At 63.1% G+C, this 23,073-nt stretch carries 21 protein-coding genes; 5 read left to right on the top strand and 16 right to left on the bottom strand.

Features of this window, described 5'->3' with window-relative positions; all coding sequences use genetic code 11:
• Positions 1 to 68 precede the first annotated feature (68 nt).
• The 3 genes from AC0L2P_RS04400 to AC0L2P_RS04390 all read left to right on the top strand — a co-directional run bounded on the left by AC0L2P_RS04400 (position 69) and on the right by AC0L2P_RS04390 (position 3,308).
• Entirely contained in the window at positions 69 to 1,613 is a 1,545-nt protein-coding gene (locus AC0L2P_RS04400; protein ID WP_473500026.1) for a sugar ABC transporter ATP-binding protein, read from the top strand.
• Between the two features lie 23 nt (positions 1,614 to 1,636).
• Complete coding sequence (locus AC0L2P_RS04395) at positions 1,637 to 2,641, top strand: ABC transporter permease (RefSeq protein WP_473500025.1); 1,005 nt, start codon at positions 1,637 to 1,639, stop codon at positions 2,639 to 2,641.
• A 142-nt stretch (positions 2,642 to 2,783) separates the two neighbouring features.
• On the top strand, positions 2,784 to 3,308 hold the full coding sequence (locus AC0L2P_RS04390) for a DUF2231 domain-containing protein (RefSeq protein WP_473500313.1): 525 nt from the start codon (positions 2,784 to 2,786) through the stop codon (positions 3,306 to 3,308).
• An 81-nt stretch (positions 3,309 to 3,389) separates the two neighbouring features.
• Here AC0L2P_RS04390 and phnN read toward each other — a convergent pair whose 3' ends face one another.
• The 9 genes from phnN to AC0L2P_RS04345 all read right to left on the bottom strand — a co-directional run bounded on the left by phnN (position 3,390) and on the right by AC0L2P_RS04345 (position 12,875).
• Positions 3,390 to 4,019 carry a phosphonate metabolism protein/1,5-bisphosphokinase (PRPP-forming) PhnN gene (gene phnN, locus AC0L2P_RS04385; protein ID WP_473500024.1) on the bottom strand — a complete coding sequence of 210 codons (630 nt, stop codon included), beginning with the start codon at positions 4,017 to 4,019 and terminating at the stop codon, positions 3,390 to 3,392.
• Entirely contained in the window at positions 4,016 to 5,155 is a 1,140-nt protein-coding gene (locus AC0L2P_RS04380; protein ID WP_473500023.1) for an alpha-D-ribose 1-methylphosphonate 5-triphosphate diphosphatase, read from the bottom strand. Before AC0L2P_RS04380 ends, phnN begins: the two co-directional genes overlap by 4 nt.
• A gap of 80 nt (positions 5,156 to 5,235) precedes the next feature.
• The gene (locus tag AC0L2P_RS04375) at positions 5,236 to 5,943 is read right to left on the bottom strand and encodes a DUF1045 domain-containing protein (RefSeq protein ID WP_473500022.1); all 708 of its coding nucleotides are present in this window, start codon (positions 5,941 to 5,943) and stop codon (positions 5,236 to 5,238) included.
• 146 nt (positions 5,944 to 6,089) lie between these two features.
• The gene (gene iolB, locus AC0L2P_RS04370) at positions 6,090 to 6,902 is read right to left on the bottom strand and encodes a 5-deoxy-glucuronate isomerase (protein ID WP_473500021.1); all 813 of its coding nucleotides are present in this window, start codon (positions 6,900 to 6,902) and stop codon (positions 6,090 to 6,092) included.
• A gap of 2 nt (positions 6,903 to 6,904) precedes the next feature.
• Positions 6,905 to 7,123 carry a DUF3329 domain-containing protein gene (locus tag AC0L2P_RS04365; protein ID WP_473500020.1) on the bottom strand — a complete coding sequence of 73 codons (219 nt, stop codon included), beginning with the start codon at positions 7,121 to 7,123 and terminating at the stop codon, positions 6,905 to 6,907.
• A gap of 44 nt (positions 7,124 to 7,167) precedes the next feature.
• On the bottom strand, positions 7,168 to 8,085 hold the full coding sequence (iolE, locus tag AC0L2P_RS04360) for a myo-inosose-2 dehydratase (protein WP_473500019.1): 918 nt from the start codon (positions 8,083 to 8,085) through the stop codon (positions 7,168 to 7,170).
• A 46-nt stretch (positions 8,086 to 8,131) separates the two neighbouring features.
• Complete coding sequence (gene iolD, locus AC0L2P_RS04355; protein ID WP_473500018.1) at positions 8,132 to 9,976, bottom strand: 3D-(3,5/4)-trihydroxycyclohexane-1,2-dione acylhydrolase (decyclizing); 1,845 nt, start codon at positions 9,974 to 9,976, stop codon at positions 8,132 to 8,134.
• A gap of 35 nt (positions 9,977 to 10,011) precedes the next feature.
• Complete coding sequence (locus tag AC0L2P_RS04350) at positions 10,012 to 11,946, bottom strand: bifunctional 5-dehydro-2-deoxygluconokinase/5-dehydro-2-deoxyphosphogluconate aldolase (RefSeq protein ID WP_473500017.1); 1,935 nt, start codon at positions 11,944 to 11,946, stop codon at positions 10,012 to 10,014.
• 200 nt (positions 11,947 to 12,146) lie between these two features.
• Positions 12,147 to 12,875, bottom strand: coding sequence for an SDR family oxidoreductase (locus AC0L2P_RS04345; protein ID WP_473500016.1), 729 nt, complete (start codon positions 12,873 to 12,875; stop codon positions 12,147 to 12,149).
• A 157-nt stretch (positions 12,876 to 13,032) separates the two neighbouring features.
• On the opposite strand from AC0L2P_RS04345, the gene AC0L2P_RS04340 reads away from it, so the two are divergent.
• Entirely contained in the window at positions 13,033 to 13,902 is an 870-nt protein-coding gene (locus AC0L2P_RS04340) for an AraC family transcriptional regulator (protein WP_473500015.1), read from the top strand.
• Here the strand turns inward: AC0L2P_RS04340 and AC0L2P_RS04335 are convergent.
• Positions 13,899 to 14,744 carry a MurR/RpiR family transcriptional regulator gene (locus AC0L2P_RS04335; RefSeq protein WP_473500312.1) on the bottom strand — a complete coding sequence of 282 codons (846 nt, stop codon included), beginning with the start codon at positions 14,742 to 14,744 and terminating at the stop codon, positions 13,899 to 13,901. The two genes, AC0L2P_RS04340 and AC0L2P_RS04335, sit on opposite strands and share 4 nt — an antisense overlap.
• A gap of 153 nt (positions 14,745 to 14,897) precedes the next feature.
• Here AC0L2P_RS04335 and AC0L2P_RS04330 point away from each other — a divergent pair, with 153 nt between their 5' ends.
• Positions 14,898 to 16,007, top strand: coding sequence for a Gfo/Idh/MocA family protein (locus AC0L2P_RS04330; RefSeq protein WP_473500014.1), 1,110 nt, complete (start codon positions 14,898 to 14,900; stop codon positions 16,005 to 16,007).
• Between the two features lie 219 nt (positions 16,008 to 16,226).
• Here the strand turns inward: AC0L2P_RS04330 and AC0L2P_RS04325 are convergent, their stop codons facing one another.
• From AC0L2P_RS04325 to AC0L2P_RS04300, 6 genes are all read right to left on the bottom strand, one after another.
• Positions 16,227 to 17,318: a 3-deoxy-7-phosphoheptulonate synthase gene (locus tag AC0L2P_RS04325; RefSeq protein ID WP_473500013.1), complete on the bottom strand. Its 1,092-nt coding sequence runs from the start codon at positions 17,316 to 17,318 to the stop codon at positions 16,227 to 16,229.
• Between the two features lie 508 nt (positions 17,319 to 17,826).
• Positions 17,827 to 18,621 (bottom strand): SDR family oxidoreductase, encoded by a 795-nt coding sequence (locus tag AC0L2P_RS04320; protein WP_473500012.1) that lies wholly within the window; start codon positions 18,619 to 18,621, stop codon positions 17,827 to 17,829.
• Positions 18,622 to 18,994: 373 nt separating this feature from the next.
• Positions 18,995 to 19,987 (bottom strand): inositol 2-dehydrogenase, encoded by a 993-nt coding sequence (gene iolG, locus AC0L2P_RS04315; protein ID WP_473500011.1) that lies wholly within the window; start codon positions 19,985 to 19,987, stop codon positions 18,995 to 18,997.
• A gap of 67 nt (positions 19,988 to 20,054) precedes the next feature.
• Positions 20,055 to 20,822 carry an ATP-binding cassette domain-containing protein gene (locus tag AC0L2P_RS04310; protein WP_254815918.1) on the bottom strand — a complete coding sequence of 256 codons (768 nt, stop codon included), beginning with the start codon at positions 20,820 to 20,822 and terminating at the stop codon, positions 20,055 to 20,057.
• Positions 20,823 to 20,824: 2 nt separating this feature from the next.
• A complete protein-coding gene (locus AC0L2P_RS04305; protein WP_473500010.1) occupies positions 20,825 to 21,901 on the bottom strand; it encodes an ABC transporter permease in 1,077 nt (358 codons plus the stop codon).
• A 114-nt stretch (positions 21,902 to 22,015) separates the two neighbouring features.
• Positions 22,016 to 22,957, bottom strand: coding sequence for a sugar ABC transporter substrate-binding protein (locus AC0L2P_RS04300; protein WP_352901580.1), 942 nt, complete (start codon positions 22,955 to 22,957; stop codon positions 22,016 to 22,018).
• Positions 22,958 to 23,073: the final 116 nt, after the last annotated feature.

The raw sequence follows: 23,073 nt of genomic DNA, 5'->3' as shown, positions 1-23,073 counted from the left end.
TCTATTGACGGGCTTCGCGAGGCCCGTCAGTCTGAGACCAAACGGCTCACCGGCTGCTGTCAGGCGTGATGAATTATTCCGACCCATCCATCGTTGCATCCACGGACGCTCCGTTCCTGAGCCTCGACGGTGTGCGCAAGACCTATCCCGGCGTCGTCGCGCTGGACGGGTTCTCGATCGAGGTCAGGCCCGGCGAGGTCATCGGCCTGGTCGGCGAAAACGGCGCCGGCAAATCGACGTTGATGAAGATCCTCGGCGGCGTCACCAGGCCGGACACCGGCACCATCACCGTCGACGGCGTCGCCCATGACAGCCTGACCGTCGAGGCCAGCATCGGTTCTGGTATCGCCTTCGTCCACCAGGAATTGAACCTCTTCGAAAACCTCGACGTGGCCGCCAACATCTTCTTCGGCCGCGAACCGCTGCGCGCCGGCCCGCTCAAACTCGTCGACCGCGCCATGCTGCGCGCGTTGGCGGCGCCGCTGCTCAAACGCGTGGGCGCCAATTTCTCGGCCGATACGCCGGTGTCGGCGCTGTCGCTGGCGCAGCAGCAAATGGTCGAGATCGCCAAGGCGCTGTCGATCGAGGCGAGGCTGGTTATCCTTGACGAACCGACGTCCAGCCTGCCGATCGCAGAAACCGACAAGCTGCTCGGCGTCATCAAGGCGCTGAAGGCAGACGGCATCAGCGTCATTTTCATCTCGCACCGCCTTCACGAGGTCGAGCGCGTCGCCGACCGCGTCGTCGTGCTCAGGGACGGCATGCTCGCCGGCACCTTGCCGAAGAGCGCCATCAATCACGACCAGATGGTCAAGCTGATGATCGGCCGCATGCTGAAGGAGCGCGAGAAGGCCGCGGAATCGGCGCGCCCGCCGGGCTCGGTCGCGCTGTCGGTCAAGGCCATTCGCACCGCCGCCTATCCCGACCGGCCGGTCGACCTCGACGTCAGGCATGGCGAGATCCTCGGTCTCGCCGGCCTCGTCGGCTCCGGCCGGACGGAACTGGCGCGCGTGCTGTTCGGCATCGACAAGAGCTTTGGCGGTTCGTTGAAGCTTGACGCAAAAGATCTGGTTCTTGGTTCGGCTGCCGACGCAGTGGCCAACGGTATTTTCCTCGTCCCCGAGGATCGCAAGCTAACCGGCATCCTGCTCGACCTGTCGATCGCGCAGAACATCTCGCTGCCCAATCTGCCGGCGCATTCGCGGCGCTCCCTGGTCTCGGCCAGCGCCGAGGCCGGCACCGCCGAGAAGCAGAAGACGGATCTCGGCATCAGGGCGCCCTCCGTGCAGACGCGTACCGGCACGCTGTCGGGCGGCAACCAGCAAAAGGTCGTGCTGGCCAAGTGGCTGGCGATGAAGCCGAAGGTGATGATCCTCGACGAACCGACGCGCGGTATCGACATCGGCGCCAAGGCCGAGATCTACGGGCTGATGCGGGCGCTGGCCGATGCCGGCGTCGCCGTGCTGATGATCTCCAGCGACATGGAGGAGGTGATCGGCGTTTCCGACCGGATCGCCGTCATGCATGAGGGCCAGATCTCCGGCATTCTCGACAAGGACCGGTTCAGCCAGGAAAACGTGCTGCTGCTGGCCGTCGGCAAGCAGCCGAAGTAATTCGCAGGCACTGGGAGAAGACGATGAGCAAGAAAGATCTCGGCCTGCTGATCCTGATCCTGGTGGTCGGCGCGGTGGTGGCGATCATCAACCCGCGCTTTCTGCTGCCGATCAATCTCGCCAACACCTCGAACCTAATCGGGCTGTTCGGCATCCTGTCGATCGGCCAGGCCTTCGTCATCATCACCGGCGGCATCGAATTGTCGGTCGGCTCGGTGGTTGCGCTGCTGGGGACGCTTTTCATTGACTTCATCGCCGTGCGCGAGCTGGACTGGCCGCTTGCCTTCGTATTGATCATCGCGCTTGGCGCCGTCATTGGGCTGGTGCATGGCTGGTTGATCACAAGGCTCAAACTGCAGCCTTTCGTCGTCACGCTATGCGGCCTGCTGATCTATCGCGGCGTGGCGCGCTTCTACACCGCCGACGGCACCGCCGGTTTCGCCTTCGGCCAGAACTTTCCGGAGCTGGAATTCCTGACCGCCGGCCGGTCGTGGGGCGTGCCGAACAGCTTTTTCGCGCTGATCGTCATCGCCGTCGTGATGTGGGTGGTACTGCACCGCTCAGTGTTCGGCCGCTATCTCTACGCCATCGGCAAGAACGAGGAAGCGGCAAAATATTCCGGCATCCGCACCGGCCGCATCGTCATGGCCGCCTATGTCATCTGCGGCGTGCTGACGGCGCTGTCGGCTATCTATTTCGCCATGTACACACGCTCGATCTCGCCGGCGAGCCACGGCCAGTTCTACGAGCTCTATGCCATCGCGGCCGCGGTGCTCGGCGGCTTCTCGCTGCGCGGCGGCGAAGGCTCGCTGATCGGCGTCCTCCTCGGCACGGTGCTGCTGCAGGAGCTGCAGAACCTCGTCAACCTGCTCGGCATCCCGTCCTCGCTCAACTTCGCCGTGATGGGCGGGGTGATCCTCATCGGCGTGCTGGTCGACCAGCAATGGGGCGTGTTCAGGGCGCGGCGGCGGATGCTGGAAGCTACCCGTAAGGGCGTGGCGGGTGCTGCCGGAATAACGCAAAAATAGCTGGATGAAATACGCCAACTGCCATGGCGGGTGGCGTGAAAGAGTCAGCCTGAGCTTCGCGACAGCAGTTCAGGTCGGTCTCTATTTGGAACGAAACCCGTATCTGAGCGTTTATTTAAGCTTTGCTACGCGGAGGCGTCCCATGCCCACGAATCCAGTAAGTACCGCAAAGGTAGGAACTCACCCTCTCCACCCGATGCTTATACCTTTTCCTGTCGCGTTTCTTGTCGGTGCCTTTGTCACCGACCTGGTTTTCTGGGGAACTGCCGATGTCTTCTGGGCACGGGCATCGATGTGGCTGATCGGGGCAGCCATCGTAATGGCGCTTCTCGGTGCGACAGCCGGGTTTATCGACTTCCTCAACGAGCCGCGCATTCGCGCCTTGTCCGACGCCTGGTATCACATGCTGGGCAATCTGAACGCGGTCGTTGTGGCGCTGATCAATTTCTATCTTCGCTATGCCCAAGGCGCCGAAGCGGCAGTCCGACCATGGGGCGCGCTGTTGTCGTTCATAGTGGTCTGCATACTGCTGTTTACCGGCTGGAAGGGTTGGGAGATGGTGTATCGGCATCACGTTGCAGTTCTGGATACACCAGCCGATGCGCAGGCGCGGCCTTCGGCAACGACTGACGCTCGCCACGCAGGTCGGGACCGGCACGCCGCCTGAGCCATAATAGACCTGGATACCGGATTCCAATATCGGTTGGAAAAATAAAGCCCATCCCGAGTGCATCGGATGGGCGCTACTTTAGATACGGCCCGACGTGTCGGAGAAGGCCATGGCCTTGCGCAGCACCTCGGCGAAGCGGTCGCCGGCGGCGTCGCGAGGGCCGCTATTGTCGATCGAGGTGACACCCGGTCCGGATAGCGCCACATTGGCATTGCGCGCCAGCCGTGCCAGCACTTCGCCGCGCGACTCGCGCCCGCGCAAGGCCAGCCGCTCGGCCAGAATCTCCGGTGTAGCCGTGATCTCGACGATAGCCAGATTGGCGTAGCGCTCCCGCAACGCCGGGATGATCGCGCGCGAGACGTTAGCGACCGCGACACGGCCGTTGGAGACCGACCAATCGACTTCGGCCGGGATGCCATAGCGCAGGCCATGTGCCTCCCAGGAAATGGCGAAGGCGCCATCCGCTTCGGCTTCGAGGAAGGCCGCGTCGGCGAGCGTGTCGTGATCCTCGGTGGCCGCATCGCTCGGCCGGGTGATGACCCGGCGCACGAACTCCAGCCGGCTCTCGTCGGCAAACACGGCGCGCGCGTAGCCGATCACCGTGTCCTTGCCGGCACCGCTCGGCCCGACGACGGCGACGAAGACACCGTCGCGGATCGGAAATCCCGCGGCGGACAATTCACGCTCGACCGATGCCGACGCCATCATGCGACCCGTCGTCCCTGCCGCCAGACCGTGCGGACGACCGGAACATGGTCATCGACGCGCACGCGAACCAGATCGGCGCGCCGGCCGGGCTCGATGACGCCGCGATCGGTGAGACCGACCGCCTCGGCCGGGTTCTTCGAGACCATCGCCACCGCCTGTGGCAAGGAAATGCCCTCGACCACGTCGCCGAGGAAGAAGGCCGACTGGATCAGGCTGAACGGAATGTAGTCCGATGACAGGATATCGAGCAGGCCGTCGCCGGCCAGCGTGCGAGCCGACACATTGCCCGAATGCGAGGCGCCGCGCATCACGTTCGGCGCGCCCATCAATACGCCGAGCCCTGCCTCTTTTGAAGCCCGTGCCGCCTCCTCGGTGGTCGGGAACTCGGCGACGCGCACACCTTGCCCGATCGCTTCGTCGACATGGCCGACGGTTGCGTCGTCATGGCTGGCCAGCACGATGCCGCGCTCCTTGCAGGCAGCGGCGATGAAGCTGCGGTTCGGGCTCGAGTTCCTCGCCGATTCCGCCATTCGCTTTTCGCAGAACTTCTGGAAATCGCGGTCGGTCAGCTTCAGCTTGCGCTGGTAGTAATAGGCGTAGGTTTCCAAATTGACGAACTGGCGCTGTCCCGGCGCATGGTCCATCAGCGATGCCAGCCTGACCCGCTCGTCGCCGTCGAAATTGGCGAAGGCCGTGAGGCAGTCCGGCGCCGAGACCTCGCAGCGCAGATGGAGGAAATGGTCGGCCCGGAGCCGGTCCTGCTGCACGCTGTCTTCAATCGCGTCGGCCAGCTTGCGTATGTCGGCGGCCGTCAGGTCGGCATCCTCGTCCATGCCGACACGCAAGGCATCGAGCACGGTGGTGATGCCGGCGGTGGCCACCTGCGCGTCATGGGCGAGCACAGCGGCGATCGGGTTCCAGCGCACTTTCGGCCGCGGCGCGTAATGGCCTTCGAGATGGTCGGTGTGGAGTTCGACCAGGCCAGGGATGATGAAATCGCCGCCCATGTCCTCGCCGCTGCGGCCAGCGCCGGGAGCAATGTCGGCGATCATGCCGTCGCGCAGCACGATCGAGCCTTCGACGATCCGGTCGGCGAGCACGATGCGGGCATTGTCAAGAACGGTCTCGGCGGTCATTTCAGGCAGTCCTCGGAGCATTTTGCAGCCAATTGAAAATGAATTGGCGTCGCACAAGGCGGTTAAAGCGAATGATCATCTCAGGCACTTCGTCTGGCCGGGCGGCGCCCGAGCGCGTGATGCGACAGCACCATGAACGGCGCGCCCGGCTCAGTTTCCACAAACAGCGTCAGCGCGTCCACCGGCACCGGCCGTTGCAGCACGTCCGCAAACAGGCTGTCGATTGCTAGGCGAAGACGAGGGCTTTCCTGTGACGAGACCCGGCCAGACAACGTCATGTGGAAACGAAAGGTCTCGAAGACATAGGGGTAGCCCCACTGGCAGAGATTGCGGAACTCGTCGGGCTTCAGCGAATCGGGGCTGCGCCGTTCGATCTCGGCTTCAGTCAACGGCGCGCGAAAGCGGTCGAAGTCGCGCACCACGTCGTCGGCGAAGCGGTTGAGCGCCGGCAGCGGCGCTTCCGGCACCAGCGCGAAAAAGCCGTCGATCCGGCTGACGATCAGCCGCGGGATCGTAACCACCGGGGTCGCCTCGGCAAAATCGTCGAGTGCGGCGCGAAGCGAGGCTTCCGTCTCGTTGGAAGCCAAGCGGAAAGGCGCCTTCAGCGTCGCATGAAAGCCATAGCGGCGCGCCGAGGCGGTATGGAAGGCAACTTCCGCCGCCGACAACTCGGCCACCGCCTCGACCGGCTTTGTGGCGGCACCGAACGGGTCGCGGCCGAGCCAGTTGGCGGCGATCCGTGCCAGCGGTTCGTCGTGTCGGGGAGTGAAATAGATAGCGTAGCGCATCGAAAGTCCTCGTCAGCCCGCTGCCATAGGTGATTTCCATGACGAATTGACGAAACTTTGCGGCGTTTTCGGTAACAAAACTACACAGCCGGTCGTTAGCCGACGATTTTTCGCTTGGACCAGCGGTTGGGGCGAAGGGGAAGTGGTCAGGCCTTCATCAGCCATTCGTGCTCGGGCGCGTTGTAGAATTTCCACGTCCGCTTCGGTCCGGCCATGACGTTGAGATAATAAAGATCATAGCCGTGGCAGGCGGCGCAGGGGTGATAACCCCTGGGGACCAGCACGACGTCGCCGTCCTCGATCGCCATCGCCTCGTCGAGCGAACGAGCGCCGTTCTCGTCGACATCGGTGTAGACGCGCTGGAAAGCAAAGCCCTGCGGCGGGTTGAGGCGGTGGTAATAGGTTTCCTCGAGATAGGATTCGGCCGGCAGATTGTCCTGGTCGTGCTTGTGCGGCGGATAGCTCGATGTGTGGCCGCCGGGCGTGATGACCTCGACCACTAGCAGGGAATCGGCCGGCTTGCCCTCCGGCAGGATGTTGGTGACGTAGCGCGTGTTGGTTCCTTTGCCGCGAACCTCCTGGCCGAGATCGTCAGGTCCGATGACACGGACCGGCAGACCGCCGCCCAGTCCTGGCGCCGAGCAGACGGCAAGTTCGAGATCGGTATCGGCGCGCACCGACCACTCCAACCCCTGCGGCACATAGACCGACCACGGCTTGCCTTCGAAGGGCGACATGCGTTCACCGAGCAGGCCGAGTTCCTTGCCGCCGGCCTTGGCCTTACCCTTGCCGGTGACGAACACCAGGCAGAGCTCGCGATCCGCGGTTTGCCCGGAAGCGCTCTCGCCGGGCCTCAGCCGATGCAGATCGAAGCCGACATAGGTCCAGCCGGCGTTTTGCGGCGTCACATGAGCGATGCGGCCGTGGCCCTTATTGGCTTTGACGAGCAGCTTCGACATGGTCATTCCTTTGGTTTGGCGTCTACCGATGGCTTGTCCTCGTCGGCCGGCTTGTAGAGGTAGAAAAAGTGCCAGACGGCATAGCCGGCGAAGCCGAGCGCGATCACGCCCCAGAACGGTGTGCCCGTAGCGAATTCGATCGCCGACCAGACCAGGCAGACCGCGACAACGGCAAGGCGGCGCCACAGCGGCCTGAAAAACGGGTGCTCGGAGTCTTTCATCGGATCACCCCCGGCACCGGATCAGCACCTTTCCTCGCGAACCCTCAAGCATTGGGAAAGCCCTGTGTCTCGACCGTGTAGCCGGCCGCCGTCATCACCCGCATCAATTCCTTGTAGCCGACCTGCGCCATCTTGAGCGGCGGGTTCTTCTTCGGATCCTGCTCGGCCTCGACCACGAACCAGCCTTCATAGCCATGGTCGGCGAGCCTCTGGACGATGGCACCAAAGTCCAGCGAGCCATCTCCCGGCACGGTGAAGGCACCAAGCGCCACCGCATCGAGGAAGGATTGCCTGCTACGATCCAGCTTATCGATCACCTCCATGCGCACGTCTTTCACATGCACGTGGTTGATGCGCCGGTGGTGGTTATCAATAGCGCGCAGTACATCGCCGCCGGCAAAGGCCAGGTGACCCGCGTCGAGCAGCAAAGGAATGCCTTCTCCCGAATAGCGCATGAAGGCGTCGAGCTCTGGCTCCGTCTCCACTACTGCCGCCATGTGATGGTGATAGGAGAGCGGCATGCCTTGCTCGGCACACCATTCTCCGAACTGCGTGAGCCGCTTCGCGTAGGCTTTCATCTCATCGTCCGAAAGCCTCGGCTTGCTGGCGAGCGGCTTGGAGCGGTCGCCCTGGATGGAGCGGCCGACTTCACCATAGACGATACAGGGCGCATTCACCGCCTTGAACAGGTCGATCATCGGCTGGATGCGATCTTTGTTCATCGCCATGTCTTCATCGACCAGCGTCCCGGAGAACCAGCCGCCGCAAAGCGTCACGTCGGCCTCTTTCAGGATCGGCAGCATGATCTCCGGATCGTTGGGAAAGCGGCGGCCCATTTCCATGCCGGTAAAGCCAGCCGAGCGCGACTGGCGCAGGCACTCCTCTAGCGACACATCATCGCTGAGTTCGGCAAGATCGTCGTTCCACCATGCAATGGGGGACATGCCCAGTTTGGCTTTCAAGTCGTCACTCCGATTTCTGACATTCGGGGCGGCGTTGGCGGATAGCTCAAAGAACCCGCCCGCTCAGCGCTTCCTCATATTTCCTGCGCGCCGCGTTCACTTGCGGCCGTGCCGAGACTTCCGGCACTGCGACATCCCACCAGCTTCCACCGGCCTCGGTCGAAACCAGCGGGTCGGTGTCGATGACCAGCACGGTCGTTCGCGTATTCTTCTTCGCTTGCGCCAGCGCCGTTTCCAGCCCGGCGATCGACGCCACTTTTTCGGCAATCGCACCCATGCTCGCAGCATGCGCGGCGAAGTCGATCTCGGGCAAGGTCTCGTGACGAGCGTCCTTCAGCAGATTGTTGAAGTTGGCGCCGCCGGTCGCCATCTGCAGCCGGTTGATGCAGCCATAGCCGCGATTGTCGAGCAGCACGATGGTCAGCTTGAGGCCGAGCATCACCGACGTCGCGATCTCGGAATTGAGCATCAGATAGGAGCCGTCGCCGATCATCACCACGACTTCCTCGTCCGGCTTGGCCATCTTGACGCCGAGCCCGCCGGCGATTTCGTAGCCCATGGTCGAGAAGCCGTATTCGGCGTGGTAGGAGCCGGGCGCGCCCGCCTGCCAGAGCTTGTGCAATTCGCCTGGCAGGCCGCCGGCGGCATGGAGCAATATCACGCCGGAGCCCATGGCGCGCTGTACGGCACCGATCACCTGCGCGTCGGACGGATAGGCGGCATTGGTCGACGCAGTCACCTTGCCCGCCTCCGCCTGCCAATCCTTTTTGTCCTTGATCGCATTGTCGGTCCAGGCGGCAGGCACCTTCCAGCCCTTCAGCGCCTCGCCGAGTTCTGCGAGCCCTTCCGCCGCATCGGCGACCAGCGGCAGCGCCTGGTGCTTTCCGGCGTCGAAAGGCTGGACGTTGAGCCCGATCATGGTCTTGCCGGAATTCTTGAACAACGCCCAGGAGCCAGTGGTGAAATCCTGCAGCCTGGTACCGACGGCAAGCACGACGTCGGCCTCTTCGGCCAGCCTGTTGGCCGCCGAAGTGCCGGTGACGCCGACCGCGCCCATGTTCAGTGGGTGATCGTCCGGCAGCGAGGATTTGCCGCCTTGTGTCTCACAAACCGGAATGCCGGCGCCTTGCACTAGTTTGGCCAGTTCCTCGGTCGCCTGTGAATAGAGTACGCCGCCGCCGGCAATCACCAGCGGCTTTTGCGCCGCTTTGAGCGCCACGATCGCGGCAGCCAGTTCATTGCGGTCCGGGCGCTGCCGACGCGGCCTCCAGAGCCGCTCGGCAAAGAAACGCTCGGGGTAGTCAAAGGCCTCGGCCTGCACATCCTGGCACAGCGCCAGCGTCACCGGGCCGCATTCGGCGGGATCGGTCAGCACCTGCATGGCGCGGTTGAGCGCCGGCACGATCTGCTCAGGCCGCGTGACGCGGTCGAAATAGCGCGACACCGGCCGGAGACAGTCATTGACCGTCGCCGTGCCGTCGGAAAAATCCTCGGCCTGCTGCAGGACGGGATCCGGAATGCGATTGGCGAAGACGTCGCCGGGCAGAAACAGGACAGGCAACCTGTTTACATGCGCAAGTGCCGCAGCGGTCACCATGTTGAGCGCGCCGGGGCCGATCGAACTGGTCGCAGCCATGAAGCGGCGGCGGAAATTGGCCTTGGCGTAGGCGATCGCCGCATGCGCCATTGCCTGCTCATTATGGGCGCGGAAGGTCGGCAGCTCGTCGCGCACTTGGTAAAGCGCCTCGCCGACGCCGGCCACGTTGCCGTGGCCGAAGATCGCCCAGACGCCACCGAAGATCGGAACTTTCTTGCCGCCGATCTCGGTCATCTGTCGGGCAAGAAAGCGGGTCAGCGCCTGCGCCATCGTCAGGCGGATTGTCTTGGTCATGTCGGTTCCTCCGCAGTCCTTGTTGCCGCGCCTTCTTATGCTGCTTTGCGGCCGCGCGCGGCAAGCCATGCCTCGGTCAGTCTCTCGAAACGCGACGCCATGTCGGCAACCGCCTCATCGTCCGACATCTTGCCGGCAAGCCATTGTTCGGCCGCGTTGATGAAGATGGTGCGGCCGACGGCGAAACCCTTGACGATGGGCGCCTTGGCGGTTGCAGCAAAAGCCGCTTCCAGCTCGTCCTGCGGCGCTTCCAAACCGAGCAGCACAACGCCGCGGCACCACGGATCGTGCTTCAGGATCACCGCCTCGATCTTTGCCCAGGCGCCAGCCGATGCCTGTGGTTCGAGCTTCCACCAGTCGGGCTTGATGCCGAGTGCGTAGAGTTCCTCGAGCGCGCGCGGTATCGTCATGTCGTCGAGCTTGCCGTGCTTGCCGGCGATGATCTCGACCAGAAGTTCTCTGCCCACTTTCCGCGCGGCCTCGAACAAAGCGCGCAGCTTCTGCTGCTGTTCGCTCTTCAGCGCCGCCGGATCGTCGGGATGATAGAAGCACAGGCACTTGATGCAGTGGTCGACCGGCCATTCGGTCAGTTGCGAACCTATGTCCTGCGAGAACTCGAAGCGAAGCGGCCGCGAACCCGGCAGCTCGACCGGCCGGCCGAGCCAGGCGAAGGAATGGTGGGCGAATTCGAACATCGCCTCGCGTCCGTATTTTTCGTCGAGCAGCATTCCGTAGCCGCCGCGGCGGGCCGCGGCCTTGGCCGCAGCCTTGACCGTCAGCACCTTGAAAGCCGGGATTCGCGACGGATCGGCGCCGGCTTTTGCCGCGACATCCTCCAGCTGGACGCGGTGGTCGCAGGCGAACGCCATCAGCGAGGGGATGTCGCGCCGACGTGTGGTCGCCCAATGGATGTGGTTGATCGCCTCGTCCTTGCGCAGCGCCAGATGCTTGCTGCCGTTTTTCAGGAAGAACTGCAATTCCTCGAAAGTCGGGTATTCCGGTGCGCAGAGCAGCCGCGACACGGCAAAGGCGCCGCAAGCATTGGCCCAGGTCGCCGCCGTCGCCAGGCTTTCCTCGCCGAGCCAGCCGCGCAGGAAGCCCGACATGAAGGCGTCGCCGGCACCGAGCACATTGTAGACCTCGATCGGAAACCCCTTGCCGACGACACCGTCCTCGAGGTCGTCGCTGATCGGCCCGTCATAGACGATGCAACCCATGGCGCCGCGCTTCAGCACGATGGTTGCCGCCGACAGCGAGCGGATGGTTTTCAGCGCGCTCAGGCAATCGTCTGCGCCGGAGGCGATCATGATCTCCTCTTCGGTGCCGACGATGAGGTCACAGTCGGGCAGCACCGTCTTCAACTGGGCCGAGACGCGGTCGGATTTCACATAGCGCTCGAAGCCTTCGGCGTGGCCGGCGAGACCCCACAGGTTAGGGCGGTAGTCGATGTCGAACACCACCTTGCCGCCCCTGGCTTTCATGACACTGATCGCCTTGCGCTGGGCGGCGTCGCTGTTGGGTCGCGAAAAATGCGTGCCGGTGACGACGACCGCGCGTGCCGAAGCAATGAACGCTTCGTCGATGTCGTCCTCCGAAAGCGCCATGTCGGCGCAGTCGCTGCGATAGAAGATCATCGGCGAGACGCCTTCATCCTCGACCGACAGCAACACCAGGGCGGTCAGCCGCTCCGGATCGGTCTTGAGGCCTTGGACCGAAACGCCCTCGCGGGTCAGTTGCTCGCGGATGAAGCGGCCCATCTGCTCATTGCCGACGCGGGTGAGCAGCGCCGAGCGCAGGCCGAGCCTGGCAGTGCCGACCGCGATGTTGGCCGGACAGCCGCCGACCGATTTGGCAAAGGAAGTAATGTCCTCGAGGCGCGAGCCGATCTGCTGGCCATAGAGATCGACGGAAGCGCGGCCGATCGTGATGACGTCGAGCGGCGCATGTCTCGCTTCCACGGCTTCGCCCATTCGAACCTCCCATCGGCTTTGTTGTCTTGGGTAACACGCGCGAGCGGCAGCGTGGCGCCGGCAATATGAAATAATAATTCCAATCCATAGTCAATATGGAACGAGCGTTCCCAAGGCTGAAAAGTGCTGTGCAAGGCTCGCGCGTTCAGAAACTTTGAAGTCAGACGAACGTCAAGGGTCTACCACTGAAACCAGCTGATTTACCAAGGAAGCGGGCCATCATCGTTGAAGTACCCGGCGGTCGGGCCATCGGCGTCCAGGGTCGCCAGGTGAATGACGATCTCGGCCGCCTGCTGCACCGTGCGGTGACCTTTATACCCGTTGAGATCGGTGGCGGTGTAGCCGGGCGCCGCGGCGTTGACCTTGATGTCTTGGGGCGCGAGCTCCCTGGCGAAGGCCACGGTGATGGCGTTCAAGGCTGTCTTGGAGCTGCCGTAGCCCATCATGTTGACGGCGTGGTTCGCGGTGGCGGGATCGAGCGCCCGGCTGATGGATCCGGTGGAGCTGCTCACCATTACGATCCGGGCAGCAGGTGCTGCCAGCAGCAGCGGCAGGAATGCCTGGGTCACGCGGATCGGGCCGAAGACATTGACGTCGTAAGTGGCCTGGATGTCGGCGATCCCCTGCTGGCTCGGCGGCAGGTCGTAATTGATGGCGACGCCGGCGTTGTTCACCAGCACGTCGAGGCAGGGGCTGGCCTGCCCGAACGCGTCGGCTGCCGCCTTCACGCTGTCATCCCGCGTTACGTCCAGCTCAAGCCACTCTACGTCGAGGCCTTCGGCGCGCAATGCCTGCGCCGCCGTCATGCCGCGTTCGGCGCTCCTGGCGCCGAGCCAGACCTTGAAGCCCATGGTCGCCAGTCGCCGGGCGATTTCGCGGCCTATACCCTTGTTGGCGCCGGTCACCAGCGCCGTTTTCGATGTTCTCATATCGGTCTCCATTTTTCTTGTGGAAGACCCCACAAATGGCGCGGCGCAGCGGGCGCCGCGTGCCAGAAATTCTCCGGCTCTTGCCTAATCCTCTCACGCTGTTGCGCGGCCGGTGCGAATGCGCGATGCTGGCGCAATGAGCGAAGCGCTGCAGGAGTTGATCGAGATCGCCAGCCGCCATGCGCGCGGGCGACGAACAAGAACGGCGGTTCCCCGCGTTTCGATCGGCCGCAGCGAAGTTGCCACGCCGCCATTGCCAGGGGTGTGGGGGTCGGGGATCTTATTCGTATTGCAGGGCGCGAAAACGGTCCTGATCGGCGACCGGGCTCTTCGTTACAAGCCGGCCAGCTATTTCATCTACACTGTCGAGACGCCCACCATCAGCCAGATAGTCGAAGCGAGCGCGGCGCGTCCTTATCTGGCCATTGGCTTGACCCTTGACCTGCAAGCCGTCGCCGCGCTCCTCGTCGAGCACGGGCCGGTCCTCGGCGGCGACAGTTTCTCCACCTCTCCCGTTGATGACGACCTGCTCGACGCGCTCCGTCGGATGATGCGGCTGCTTGACCGGCCAGCTGAGATTGCCGTGCTCGCAACCATGCTCGAGCGGGAGATGCTGTTTCGGCTCCTGCAAGGCCCGCAAGGCGGAAAGCTTCGTGAGCTTGCGCGCGCCGATGGCCATCTGTCCCGGATTGGCCAGGCGATCGCCTGGATCCGTTCGCATTCCCGTCAGCCGGTCCGGGTCGGCGATCTGGCCGAAATCGCCCATATGAGCAGCGCTGCGTTTTATCGTCACTTCAAGGCGGCGACGGCCATGAGCCCAATCCAGTATCAAAAGCAAATCCGCTTGCTGGAAGCCCGCCATCTGCTGATTGCCCAGCCGGGCAACGTGGCGCGTGTCGCCTTCGCTGTCGGCTATGAGAGTGCTTCCCAGTTCAGCCGGGAGTATGCCCGCCAGTTCGGATCGCCGCCCGCCCGCGACGCAGCGCGGCTTTTGACAGAAGGCGAAACGGCAATAGAGGGGGTCTAGGCCTTGCGCTTGCGGCCGCTGTCGCGCCGCTTCTCGCCAACGGCGACGGTCAGCGCCATGGCCAAAGCCATCGTCGCCGACAGCGAGCGGAAGCCGGCGAAATCGGCCTCGGCGACCTCGAACCAGACCCTGGCGAATTGGGCGAGCGGCGAAAAAGAGCTGTCGGTAATCGCCACGATCGGTACGCCTTGCTCCGAAATGACGCGCGCCTCCTCGATGGTGGCCGGGGCATAGGGCGAAAAGCTGATGGCGATGACGGCGTCCCTTGGAGAGGCAAAGCCGATCATCTCCGCGCTCAGGCCGGCGGCAGATTCGATCAGCTGGTTGCGAATCCTGAGCTTGCCCAATGCATAGGCGATATAGGAGGCGACCGGGTAGGAGCGCCGCTTGGCCAGCACGTAAATGGTTTCCGCCTTGGCCAGCACGGCGATCGCATCTTCGAAATGATCTTCGTTCAGCGTGCGCGAAATGTCGTTGAGCGAGGTGCTGGCCGCGGCGACAAAACCGTCGAAAATCGCGCGGTGGCCGGCGCCTTCCTCGGCCTTGGCGCGCAATGCCGCCAGCCTTTCATCATAGGATGAGTTGCGCTCGCGCAGGCGCTCGCGAAACACCAGCTGCAGGCTGGTGAAACCGTCAAAGCCAAGCTGCTGGGCAAAGCGGATCAGGGTCGAAGGCTGGACACCGGCGGAAGCGGCGATGCTGGCAGCGGTGCCGAAGGCGATATCATCGGGGTTGTCGAGCGCATAGGCGGCGATCTGGGCGATACGTTTCGGCAGGCTCTGACGCCGCTCCAGGATCGTCGCCCGCAGCGTTTCGAAATCGCGAGGCACCCGTTCGTCCATCGTCGCTCCGCCCAGGCTCATCGTCTGGTTCCCTCTGTGCCCCATCATAGCGGGCGCGTGCAAGAACACCATAAAAAATGAGACAAGCGTTCCATTTGCAAACAAAATGGACTAATTCATCCACATAAGTTTGCACACAGGGAGGCAATGCAGATGGTCGGGGTAGGTCTTATCGGCACGGGCTTCATGGGCAAGTGCCACGCCATTGCCTGGAACTCGGTCGGCACCGTCTTTCCCGATGTGGCCAAGCCAAGGCTGGTCCATCTGGGCGAGGTCAACGAGGACCTTGCCAAACGCCGTGCCAGCGAATTCGGCTTCGCCAAGGCGTCCGGTGACTGGCGTGCCGTCGTTGACGATCCGGATGTCGATGTCGTCTCGCTGACCACGCCAAACCAGTTCCACCCGGAAATGGCCATCGCCATCCTCGAAGCCGGCAAGCATCTGTGGTGTGAAAAACCGATGGCGCCAAGTTTTGCGGAGGCGCAAGCGATGGCTGCGGCCGCCCAAAAGTCCGGCAAGGTTGCCGCGCTGGGCTATAACTACATCCAAAATCCCGCGATCCGTCATATCGGCGCGCTGCTCGACGAGAAGATCATCGGCAAGGTCAACCATCTGCGTATCGAGATGGACGAGGACTTCATGGCCGATCCGGAGGCGCTGTTCTTCTGGAAGCACGAGGCGGCGTCCGGTTACGGCGCGCTCGACGATTTCGCCGTGCATCCGCTGTCGCTCATTACCGTACTGTTCGGCCGCGTTGCCCGCGTCATGTGCGACATGGCCAGACCCTATGCCGACCGCCGCGTCGCCTCCGGCGGGCGCCGCGCGGTGGAAACCTACGACATCGCCAGCATCCTGATGCATCTCGAAAACGGCATCGCCGGCACGCTGCTGGTCAACCGTTCGGCCTGGGGCCGCAAGGGCCGGATCGCCATCCAGATCTTCGGCTCCGACGGCTCGATCCTGTACGACCAGGAGCGGATGAATGAGTTCCAACTCTATCTGACAGCCGACCGGCCGTCCGAGCAAGGCTACCGCACCATCCTGGTGGCGCCGCATCATAGGCCTTATGACGCCTTCCTGCCGGCGCCCGGCCATGGCCTCGGCTTCAATGATCTCAAGATTATCGAATGCCGGGAGCTGTTGACGCGGCTTGCCGGCAAGCCGGCGCGGATCATCGACTTCGACGAAGGCCTGGAGATCGAGCGCACCGTGCACGCGATGGCGCGCTCGTTCGCTGAACAGCGCTGGATGGAGGTGCGGTAGCGCCGGCGCTGGTCTCCCCTTCTCCCCTTGTGGGAGAAGGTGGATCGGCGCGCAGCGCCGAGACGGATGAGGGGTGCTGGAAGAAACGCCACGTCAAAAATGTCTAGTCAATTCAGGCAAATACGATTTGAAAGCAGCGATCCGTCCAACACCCCTCATCCGACCGAGCTTCGTTCGGCCACCTTCTCCCACAAGGGGAGAAGGGAGGCGCGAGCTTTCTCAGGCAGCTCCCTGTCGGCTGTCTATCATGCTCCGTCGTGCTGACCGGCGCCGCTCGACGGCATCGGCAAGACCGAGCAGCACCGTCTCGGTGGTTGCCCAGTCGATACAGCCATCGGTGATGCTCTGGCCATAGACGAGCGGCTTGCCGGGCGCGACGTCCTGCCGGCCGGCGACCAGGTTGCTCTCGATCATGAGGCCGATGATGCGCTCGTCGCCTGCCGCGACCTGGCCAGCCACGTCGGCGGCGACCCCTGGCTGGTTTTCCGGCTTCTTGCTGCTGTTGGCGTGGCTGACATCGATCATCAGCCGCGGCGCCACGCCGATCCGGCCGAGCTCCGCGCAGGCAGCGGCAATGCTGGCCGCATCATAATTAGGGACAATACCGCCGCGCAGGATGACGTGGCAGTCCTCGTTGCCGGTGGTCGTCGCGATGGCGCTGCGCCCGCCTTTTGTCACCGCCATGAAATGATGCGGCTGGGCGGCGGATTTCACCGCTTCGGCGGCGATCCTGAGATTGCCGTCGGTGCCGTTCTTGAAGCCGACCGGGCAGGACAGGCCTGACGCCAGTTCGCGATGGATCTGGCTCTCGGTCGTGCGCGCGCCGATCGCGCCCCAGGCGACGAGATCGGCAATGTATTGCGGGGTGGCCATGTCGAGGAATTCCGTCGCCGCCGGAAGGCCGAGATTGTTGACCGCCGAGAGCACGTTGCGGGCCATCCGCAGCCCCTTGTCGATATTGAAGCTGCCGTCGAGGTCGGGATCGTTGATCAGGCCCTTCCAGCCGACCGTCGTGCGCGGCTTCTCGAAATAAACGCGCATGACGATCTCCAGCCGATCCGACAGGCTTTCACGCAGCGCCGCCAGACGGCTGGCATAGTCAACGGCCGCGACCGGATCGTGGATCGAACACGGGCCGACGACGACAAGCAACCGGTCATCGGTTCCGCTCAGCATGGCGTGGATGGCGTTGCGTGACGCGGCAACGGTCCGTGTCGCCGTCAGCGTGCGCGGTATCTCCCGCATCACCTCGTCCGGCGTACTCAGTTCCCTGATTTCTTTGACCCGAAGATCGTCTGTGGTGGTTAACACGGCTTCCTGCTCCTGATTGGGGAGACCTGCCGGCTGAAACAAAAAAGCCGCCAGGTCTGGCGGCTGTTCGGATGTTGTTGCTGCAATCTTCAGATCGAGCGCAATCCTCCCGCCGCCAGCGAGCTCATAAAGTACCAATACGTGGCGGTCGGGTTGATCATGAGGGCTGATATAGTCGATGCGGAGGCGCTTGTCACGTGCCTGATAGTGCTAGGTGTAGTGCTCACAGAGGACTGACGGGTTGGAGGCCTGTTGCCACCAATCCGGGATAGCCCGAAGCCCCCCTGACTTCGTCATCCTTGGGCGAAGCAGGAGCGAAGCTCCGTCGCTGAGACCCTGGGATCCATGCCGTTGCCTTGGCCAAGGAGTGCTGCGGAACTGAATTCTGGATTGTAGCGACGCCTAATGTCACGGCATGGATCCTCGGGTCTGCGCCGCGTGGCTGCGCTCCTTGCTCCGCCCGTGGATGACGAAATGGATGGGCGGCGTTCCGCTAGACTTGCCGGCGTTATTCCGGCGACGCCCCGGCGATGCTCTGGTCGTAGTCGACCAGCGACCCGGTCATGACGCCGGACTGCGGACTGATCATGTAGCTGATCAGCCGGGCAAGCTGCGCCGGCTTCACCAATTGGCCCATCGGCTGCGCGGCTTCGGCCTTTTCCAACCAGTCATCCGGCGCGTCATGCCATTTCTTCTGCACGATCGCCTCGCCCTCGGTGTCCATCCAGCCGGGCAGCACCGCATTGCAGCGGATGCGATTGCCGCGATAGGCACTGGCGACATTCTTGGTCAGCGTCGCCAGCGCGCCCTTGCTCGACGAATAGGGCGCCAGGAACGACTGGCCGCAATGCGCCGACATCGACAGCACGTTGACGATTGACCCAGGTGCCTGGCGCGCCAGCAGATGCGCCACCATCCCCTGCATCAGAAAAAACGGGCCGCGCACATTGGTCTGGAATATCTGGTCGAACAGATCCTCGGAGGTCTCGACCAGCGAGCCGCGGGCCGAAGTGGCGGCGGCGTTGACCAGCGCGTTGACGGTGCCGAAATGGCCAATCGCGGTTTGGATGGCGCGCTTGCAGTCGGCCACCTTTGAAACGTCGGCGCTGATGAAGATGGCATCGACGCCTGCGCGCTTGAGAGCGGCGACAGCCTTGTCGCCCTTCTCCTGCGAGCGGCCGATCAGCGCCAGCGCCCGGCAGCCCTCATCGGCCAGCGCTTCGGCGACGGCAAAGCCAATGCCTTGCGCGCCGCCGGTGACGATGGCGCGTGTTTCGGAATTGCGACCGGCTGAACCGTTCATCGCCTTGCTCCTGTATTTTGAATTACTAATGACTTCCAAAGATTCATTGACGTCACGATCGGTTTCTTCAGTGCCTTCTGGCAACGTTGAGAACCTGGTCGAAGCTCCTCAGCATCGTCATCCTAGGGCGAAGCAGGAGCGAAGCTCCGTCGCGAAGACCCTAGGATCCATGCCGTGACCCCGGCCGAAGAAAGCAGCGGAGCAGAATTCTGCACCGTTAGCATCGCTCGGATGTAACGGCATGGATCCTATGGTCTGCGCCGCGTCGCTTCGCTCCTTGCTTCGCCATAGGATGACGACGTGATGGATGTTCCGGCTAGTCACCAAACCCTGCGACCGACAACCTGACCTCCTCAAAACACTCGCCCGTGAACTAGTCGACGCGCACTGTTCGGCCTTCCTTGGCAGATTTCAGCGCCGCATCTGCCAGCCTGAGCGCCACCAGCCCGTCCTTGCCGCTCGGCGCCGCCTTCTTGCCTGACGTCGCCGCCGCGATGAAGGCAGCGATCTCGTTGGCATAGGCGTCGAGATAACGGGTCATGAAGAAATCGTGCAGCGGCGGCCGCGTATAGCCTTTCTCATTGGCCAGTTCGATCGACACCGGCCGCTGGTTCTCGGCCGCAATCATGCCCTTTGAGCCATGCACCTCGATGCGCTGGTCGTAGCCATAGGTGGCGCGGCGCGAGTTGGAGATGACGCATTGCTTGCCGGAGGCAGTTTCGAGGATGACGCTGACGCTGTCGAAATCGCCGGCCTCGCCGATCTTCTTGTCGACCAGCACCGAAGCATGCGCGCTGACCGCCACCGGCTCCTCGCCGAGCAGGAAGCGCGCCATGTCGAAATCATGAATGGTCATGTCGCGGAAGATGCCGCCCGAGCGGCCGATATAGTCGAGCGGCGGCGGGCCGGGATCGCGCGAGGTGATGGTCACCATTTCGACGGTGCCGATCGCACCGTCGTCGATCGCCTTGCGCACGGCGGCAAAATGCGGATCGAAGCGGCGGTTGAAGCCGACCATCAGGGTGGCGCCGGCCTTATCGACGACGGCCAGGCATTGTTCCACCCTGGCGGCGTCGAGGTCGATCGGCTTTTCGCAGAAGATCGCTTTACCCGCTTTGGCGAAGCGTTCGATCAGATCGGCATGAGTGTCGGTCGGCGTGCAGATGATGACCGCATCGATGTCGCCGGCCTTCTCGATGGCATCGATGCTGCGCACTTCGGCGCCATAGGCGCCGGCCAGATCGGTCGCCGCCTTCTCGAAGGCGTCGGCAACTGCAACCAGCTTAGCCTCAGGATTGGAACCGACGGCGCGAGCATGGACCTTGCCGATACGGCCGGCACCGAGAAGAGCAAAGCGAAGAGGCATGAAGAATTTCCTTTGAGAATGGTTGGAAGGAGAAGCCGTGTCAGCGCCCGTAGCACGACGTTGGCCGTTACGCCGCAAGTTCTGCCTGCCCGGTCTTGGCGCCGGTGATATAGGAGACGATATCGTTGCCGTCGGTGTCCTGCTTGCGCAAATTGGCGACGATGCGGCCCCGCCGGAAAACCACGATGCGGTCGACCAGATCGAACACCTGGCGCATATTGTGAGAGATCAGGATCAGCGGCTCGCCATTCTCCTTCAGCGTGCGGATGATGTTTTCGACCTGCATCGTCTCCTGCACGCCGAGTGCCGCCGTCGGCTCGTCCATGATGATGAGCTTGGAGGCAAAGGTCGCGGTTCTGGCGATCGCCACGCACTGCCGCTGGCCGCCCGACATATGGCGGATGGTGTTGGAAAGATTGGGAATCTTGACGGCGGTGCGGACCAGGGCGGCCTCGGTCGCCTTGCGCATGAACTTGCGATCGAGGATCGAGAAGGGTCCTAGATTGAACAGCACCCGCTCGCGGCCGAGGAACAGGTTCGACGGCACATCGAGGTCGTCGGCCAACGCCAGGTTCTGGAACACCGTCTCGATGCCCGCCTCGCGGGCTTCGATCGGCCCGGCGAAATTCACTTCCTTGCCGTCGAACCACATCCTGCCGCTGGTGCGCTGCTCGACGCCGGTAATCTGGCGCACGAAGGTCGATTTGCCGGCGCCGTTGTCGCCCATGATGGCGACATGCTCGCCCTTGCGCAGTTCGAAGTTGGCACCCTCCAGCGCATGGACGCCGCCATAATACTTGGTCAGGTTCTCGGTTTTCAGCACGATGTCCGACATGATCAAGCCCTCATTGCCCGCAGGCGTTGGCGCCACTGGTCGAGAACGACTGCGCCGACGATGATCACGCCCTTGACCATCTCCTGATAATAGGCGTCGAGGCGCAGAAAGGTGAATCCGGAGATGATGACGCCGAAGATCAGCGAGCCGATCACCGTCCCGATAATCGAACCGCGGCCGCCCGACAGCGAGACGCCGCCGATAACCGCCATGGCGATCGCGTCGAGCTCGTACATCACACCCATGCCGGCCTGGGCGGTGAGATTTTTCGAGCTCAGCACCACGGCGGCGAGCGCGGCAAGCACGCCGGCAATGACGTAGACGAGGATCTTGTGGTTGGCGATGTTGATGCCGGACATGCGCGCGGCATCCTCGTTCGAGCCGATTGCATAACAATGCTTGCCATATTTGGTGTAGCTCAGGATCAGCTGGAACAGCACTGCCAGCGATATGAAAATGATGACCGGCATCAGCCCCTTGCCGATGGCGGCGAAACTCTCGGTCGGAAACGAGATCGGCTGCCCCTTCGACCACCATTTGGCGATGCCGCGCGCGGTGACCATCATACCAAGCGTGGCGATGAACGGTGGGATGCGGGTGTAGGCGATCAACGCACCGTTGACCAGGCCGGCCAGCAGACCGCAGCCGATCGCGACCAGCACCGGCACGATCACCGGCAGGTCGGTCCAGCCCTGGGCGATGAACATTGCCTTGGGGTTCGGGTTGCCGTTGACGGTCGCCACCTGGGCAAAGCTCATGGCGATCATTGCCGTGGCGCCGACGATCGAACCCGAGGACAGGTCGATGCCGCCGGTAATGATCACCTGCGTCACGCCGATGGCAATGATGCCGACGATCGACACCTGCAGGATGATGATCTGCAGGCGCGCTTCGTTGAAGGTCGCATCGATATTGTCGCGGGTATTGAACAGGAAGCTGTCGCCCAGGAAAACCCGGCCGATCAGCTCGAAAGCGCCGACCAGGATGACGAGCGCCAGGAAGACGTTGAATTCGGCCGGCCATGCGCGCCGCTTCGCATCATAGCTGAGCCCGCCGACGCCGTGAGATGTCTGTGCCAATCGTGCTTCCTCCGTCAGCCACGGTCCCCGCTCGGCGCTGTTCAGGCCGAGAGGGAAAAAGCGGAGCGGCGCTGTCTTACTTTGGCGCGCCGCTCCGTATCGGACAGGTCCGCCTCAGTTCTTCTTCAGAAACTTGTCGATATTTGCCGGCGTGACCAGCTGGAACGGTATGTAGACCTTGTGCTCGACCTTCTCGCCCTTCGCCAGCTTGAGCGCGGCGTCAAGCGCGCCGGCGCCCTGGCCGGCTGCGTCCTGGAACACCGTCGCATCGAGGTCGCCCGCCTGCATCGCCGCAAGCGCATCCTGGGTAGCGTCGACGCCGCCGACGACAACCGACTTCATGTCGATGTTGGCGGCCTTCATCGCCTGGATGGCGCCGATGGCGCTTTCGTCATTATTGGCGATGACGCCGTCGAACGGCTTGCCGGTCGACAGCCAGTTGGTCATCAGGTTCTGCGCTTCTTCGCGCTTCCAGTTCGACGTCTGCTTGTCGATGATCTTGATGAAGCTGCACTCCGGCGTGGCGATCACGTCGTCAATGTCCTTGGTGCGCTGCACCGCGGCCTGGTTCGACAGCTCGCCCATGATCACATAGACGTTGGCCTCTTTCTTGCCGGCTTCCTTGAACAGGCGGCAGACCTCCTTGGTCTCTAGCGTGCCGGAATCGGCTTCGTTCGAGGCGACGAAAGCCTGGTTTTCCGGCAGCGTGTCGACGTTGACCGGCTCGCGATTGACATAGACCAGTGGAATTTTGGCAGCGGCGGCTGCGTCCGACATCGCCTGGGTGGCCGAGGTGTCGACCGGGTTGACGATGATGGCGTCGACGCCCGAGGCGGCGAAGTTCTTGATCTGGTCGAGTTGCTTGGCGACGTCGTTCTGCGCATCCTCCACCTGCAGCTCGACGCCGTCCATGCCCTTGGCCTGCTCGATCATGCCGTTGCGCAGCACGGTGAGAAAATTGTCGTCGAACAACGCCATCGACACGCCGATCTTCGCAGCAAAGGCGGACGAACTCATCAGCGCCGCAAACGCGACGCCCAAAAGCAGTTTTTTCATTTTATTTCTCCTCCACATTGGTGTCCGGCTGCACCGATCTACCCGGAATCCCCGATCTCGCAGGGAATTCTCTCCCGATTGCCATTTTAGTTCCGGAGGCATTTGCCTGAAACAGA

It is taken from the genome of Mesorhizobium sp. WSM4836, assembly GCF_055811815.1.
This window is presented reverse-complemented; position numbering and strand designations above follow the sequence as displayed.

Excerpts from the sequence above, each read along its gene's own strand:
- AC0L2P_RS04345 (WP_473500016.1), bottom strand. The coding sequence starts at position 12,875 with ATGAGAACATCGAAAACGGCGCTGGTGACCGGCGCCAACAAGGGTATA.
- iolB (WP_473500021.1), bottom strand. The coding sequence starts at position 6,902 with ATGTCGAAGCTGCTCGTCAAAGCCAATAAGGGCCACGGCCGCATCGCT.
- AC0L2P_RS04380 (WP_473500023.1), bottom strand. The coding sequence starts at position 5,155 with ATGACCGCCGAGACCGTTCTTGACAATGCCCGCATCGTGCTCGCCGAC.
- AC0L2P_RS04350 (WP_473500017.1), bottom strand. The coding sequence starts at position 11,946 with ATGGGCGAAGCCGTGGAAGCGAGACATGCGCCGCTCGACGTCATCACG.
- phnN (WP_473500024.1), bottom strand. The coding sequence starts at position 4,019 with ATGATGGCGTCGGCATCGGTCGAGCGTGAATTGTCCGCCGCGGGATTT.
- AC0L2P_RS04390 (WP_473500313.1), top strand. The coding sequence starts at position 2,784 with ATGCCCACGAATCCAGTAAGTACCGCAAAGGTAGGAACTCACCCTCTC.
- AC0L2P_RS04320 (WP_473500012.1), bottom strand. The coding sequence starts at position 18,621 with ATGAACGGTTCAGCCGGTCGCAATTCCGAAACACGCGCCATCGTCACC.
- AC0L2P_RS04365 (WP_473500020.1), bottom strand. The coding sequence starts at position 7,123 with ATGAAAGACTCCGAGCACCCGTTTTTCAGGCCGCTGTGGCGCCGCCTT.
- AC0L2P_RS04335 (WP_473500312.1), bottom strand. The coding sequence starts at position 14,744 with ATGGACGAACGGGTGCCTCGCGATTTCGAAACGCTGCGGGCGACGATC.
- AC0L2P_RS04300 (WP_352901580.1), bottom strand. The coding sequence starts at position 22,957 with ATGAAAAAACTGCTTTTGGGCGTCGCGTTTGCGGCGCTGATGAGTTCG.
- iolD (WP_473500018.1), bottom strand. The coding sequence starts at position 9,976 with ATGACCAAGACAATCCGCCTGACGATGGCGCAGGCGCTGACCCGCTTT.
- AC0L2P_RS04400 (WP_473500026.1), top strand. The coding sequence starts at position 69 with ATGAATTATTCCGACCCATCCATCGTTGCATCCACGGACGCTCCGTTC.
- AC0L2P_RS04310 (WP_254815918.1), bottom strand. The coding sequence starts at position 20,822 with ATGTCGGACATCGTGCTGAAAACCGAGAACCTGACCAAGTATTATGGC.
- iolG (WP_473500011.1), bottom strand. The coding sequence starts at position 19,987 with ATGCCTCTTCGCTTTGCTCTTCTCGGTGCCGGCCGTATCGGCAAGGTC.
- AC0L2P_RS04375 (WP_473500022.1), bottom strand. The coding sequence starts at position 5,943 with ATGCGCTACGCTATCTATTTCACTCCCCGACACGACGAACCGCTGGCA.
- AC0L2P_RS04395 (WP_473500025.1), top strand. The coding sequence starts at position 1,637 with ATGAGCAAGAAAGATCTCGGCCTGCTGATCCTGATCCTGGTGGTCGGC.
- AC0L2P_RS04330 (WP_473500014.1), top strand. The coding sequence starts at position 14,898 with ATGGTCGGGGTAGGTCTTATCGGCACGGGCTTCATGGGCAAGTGCCAC.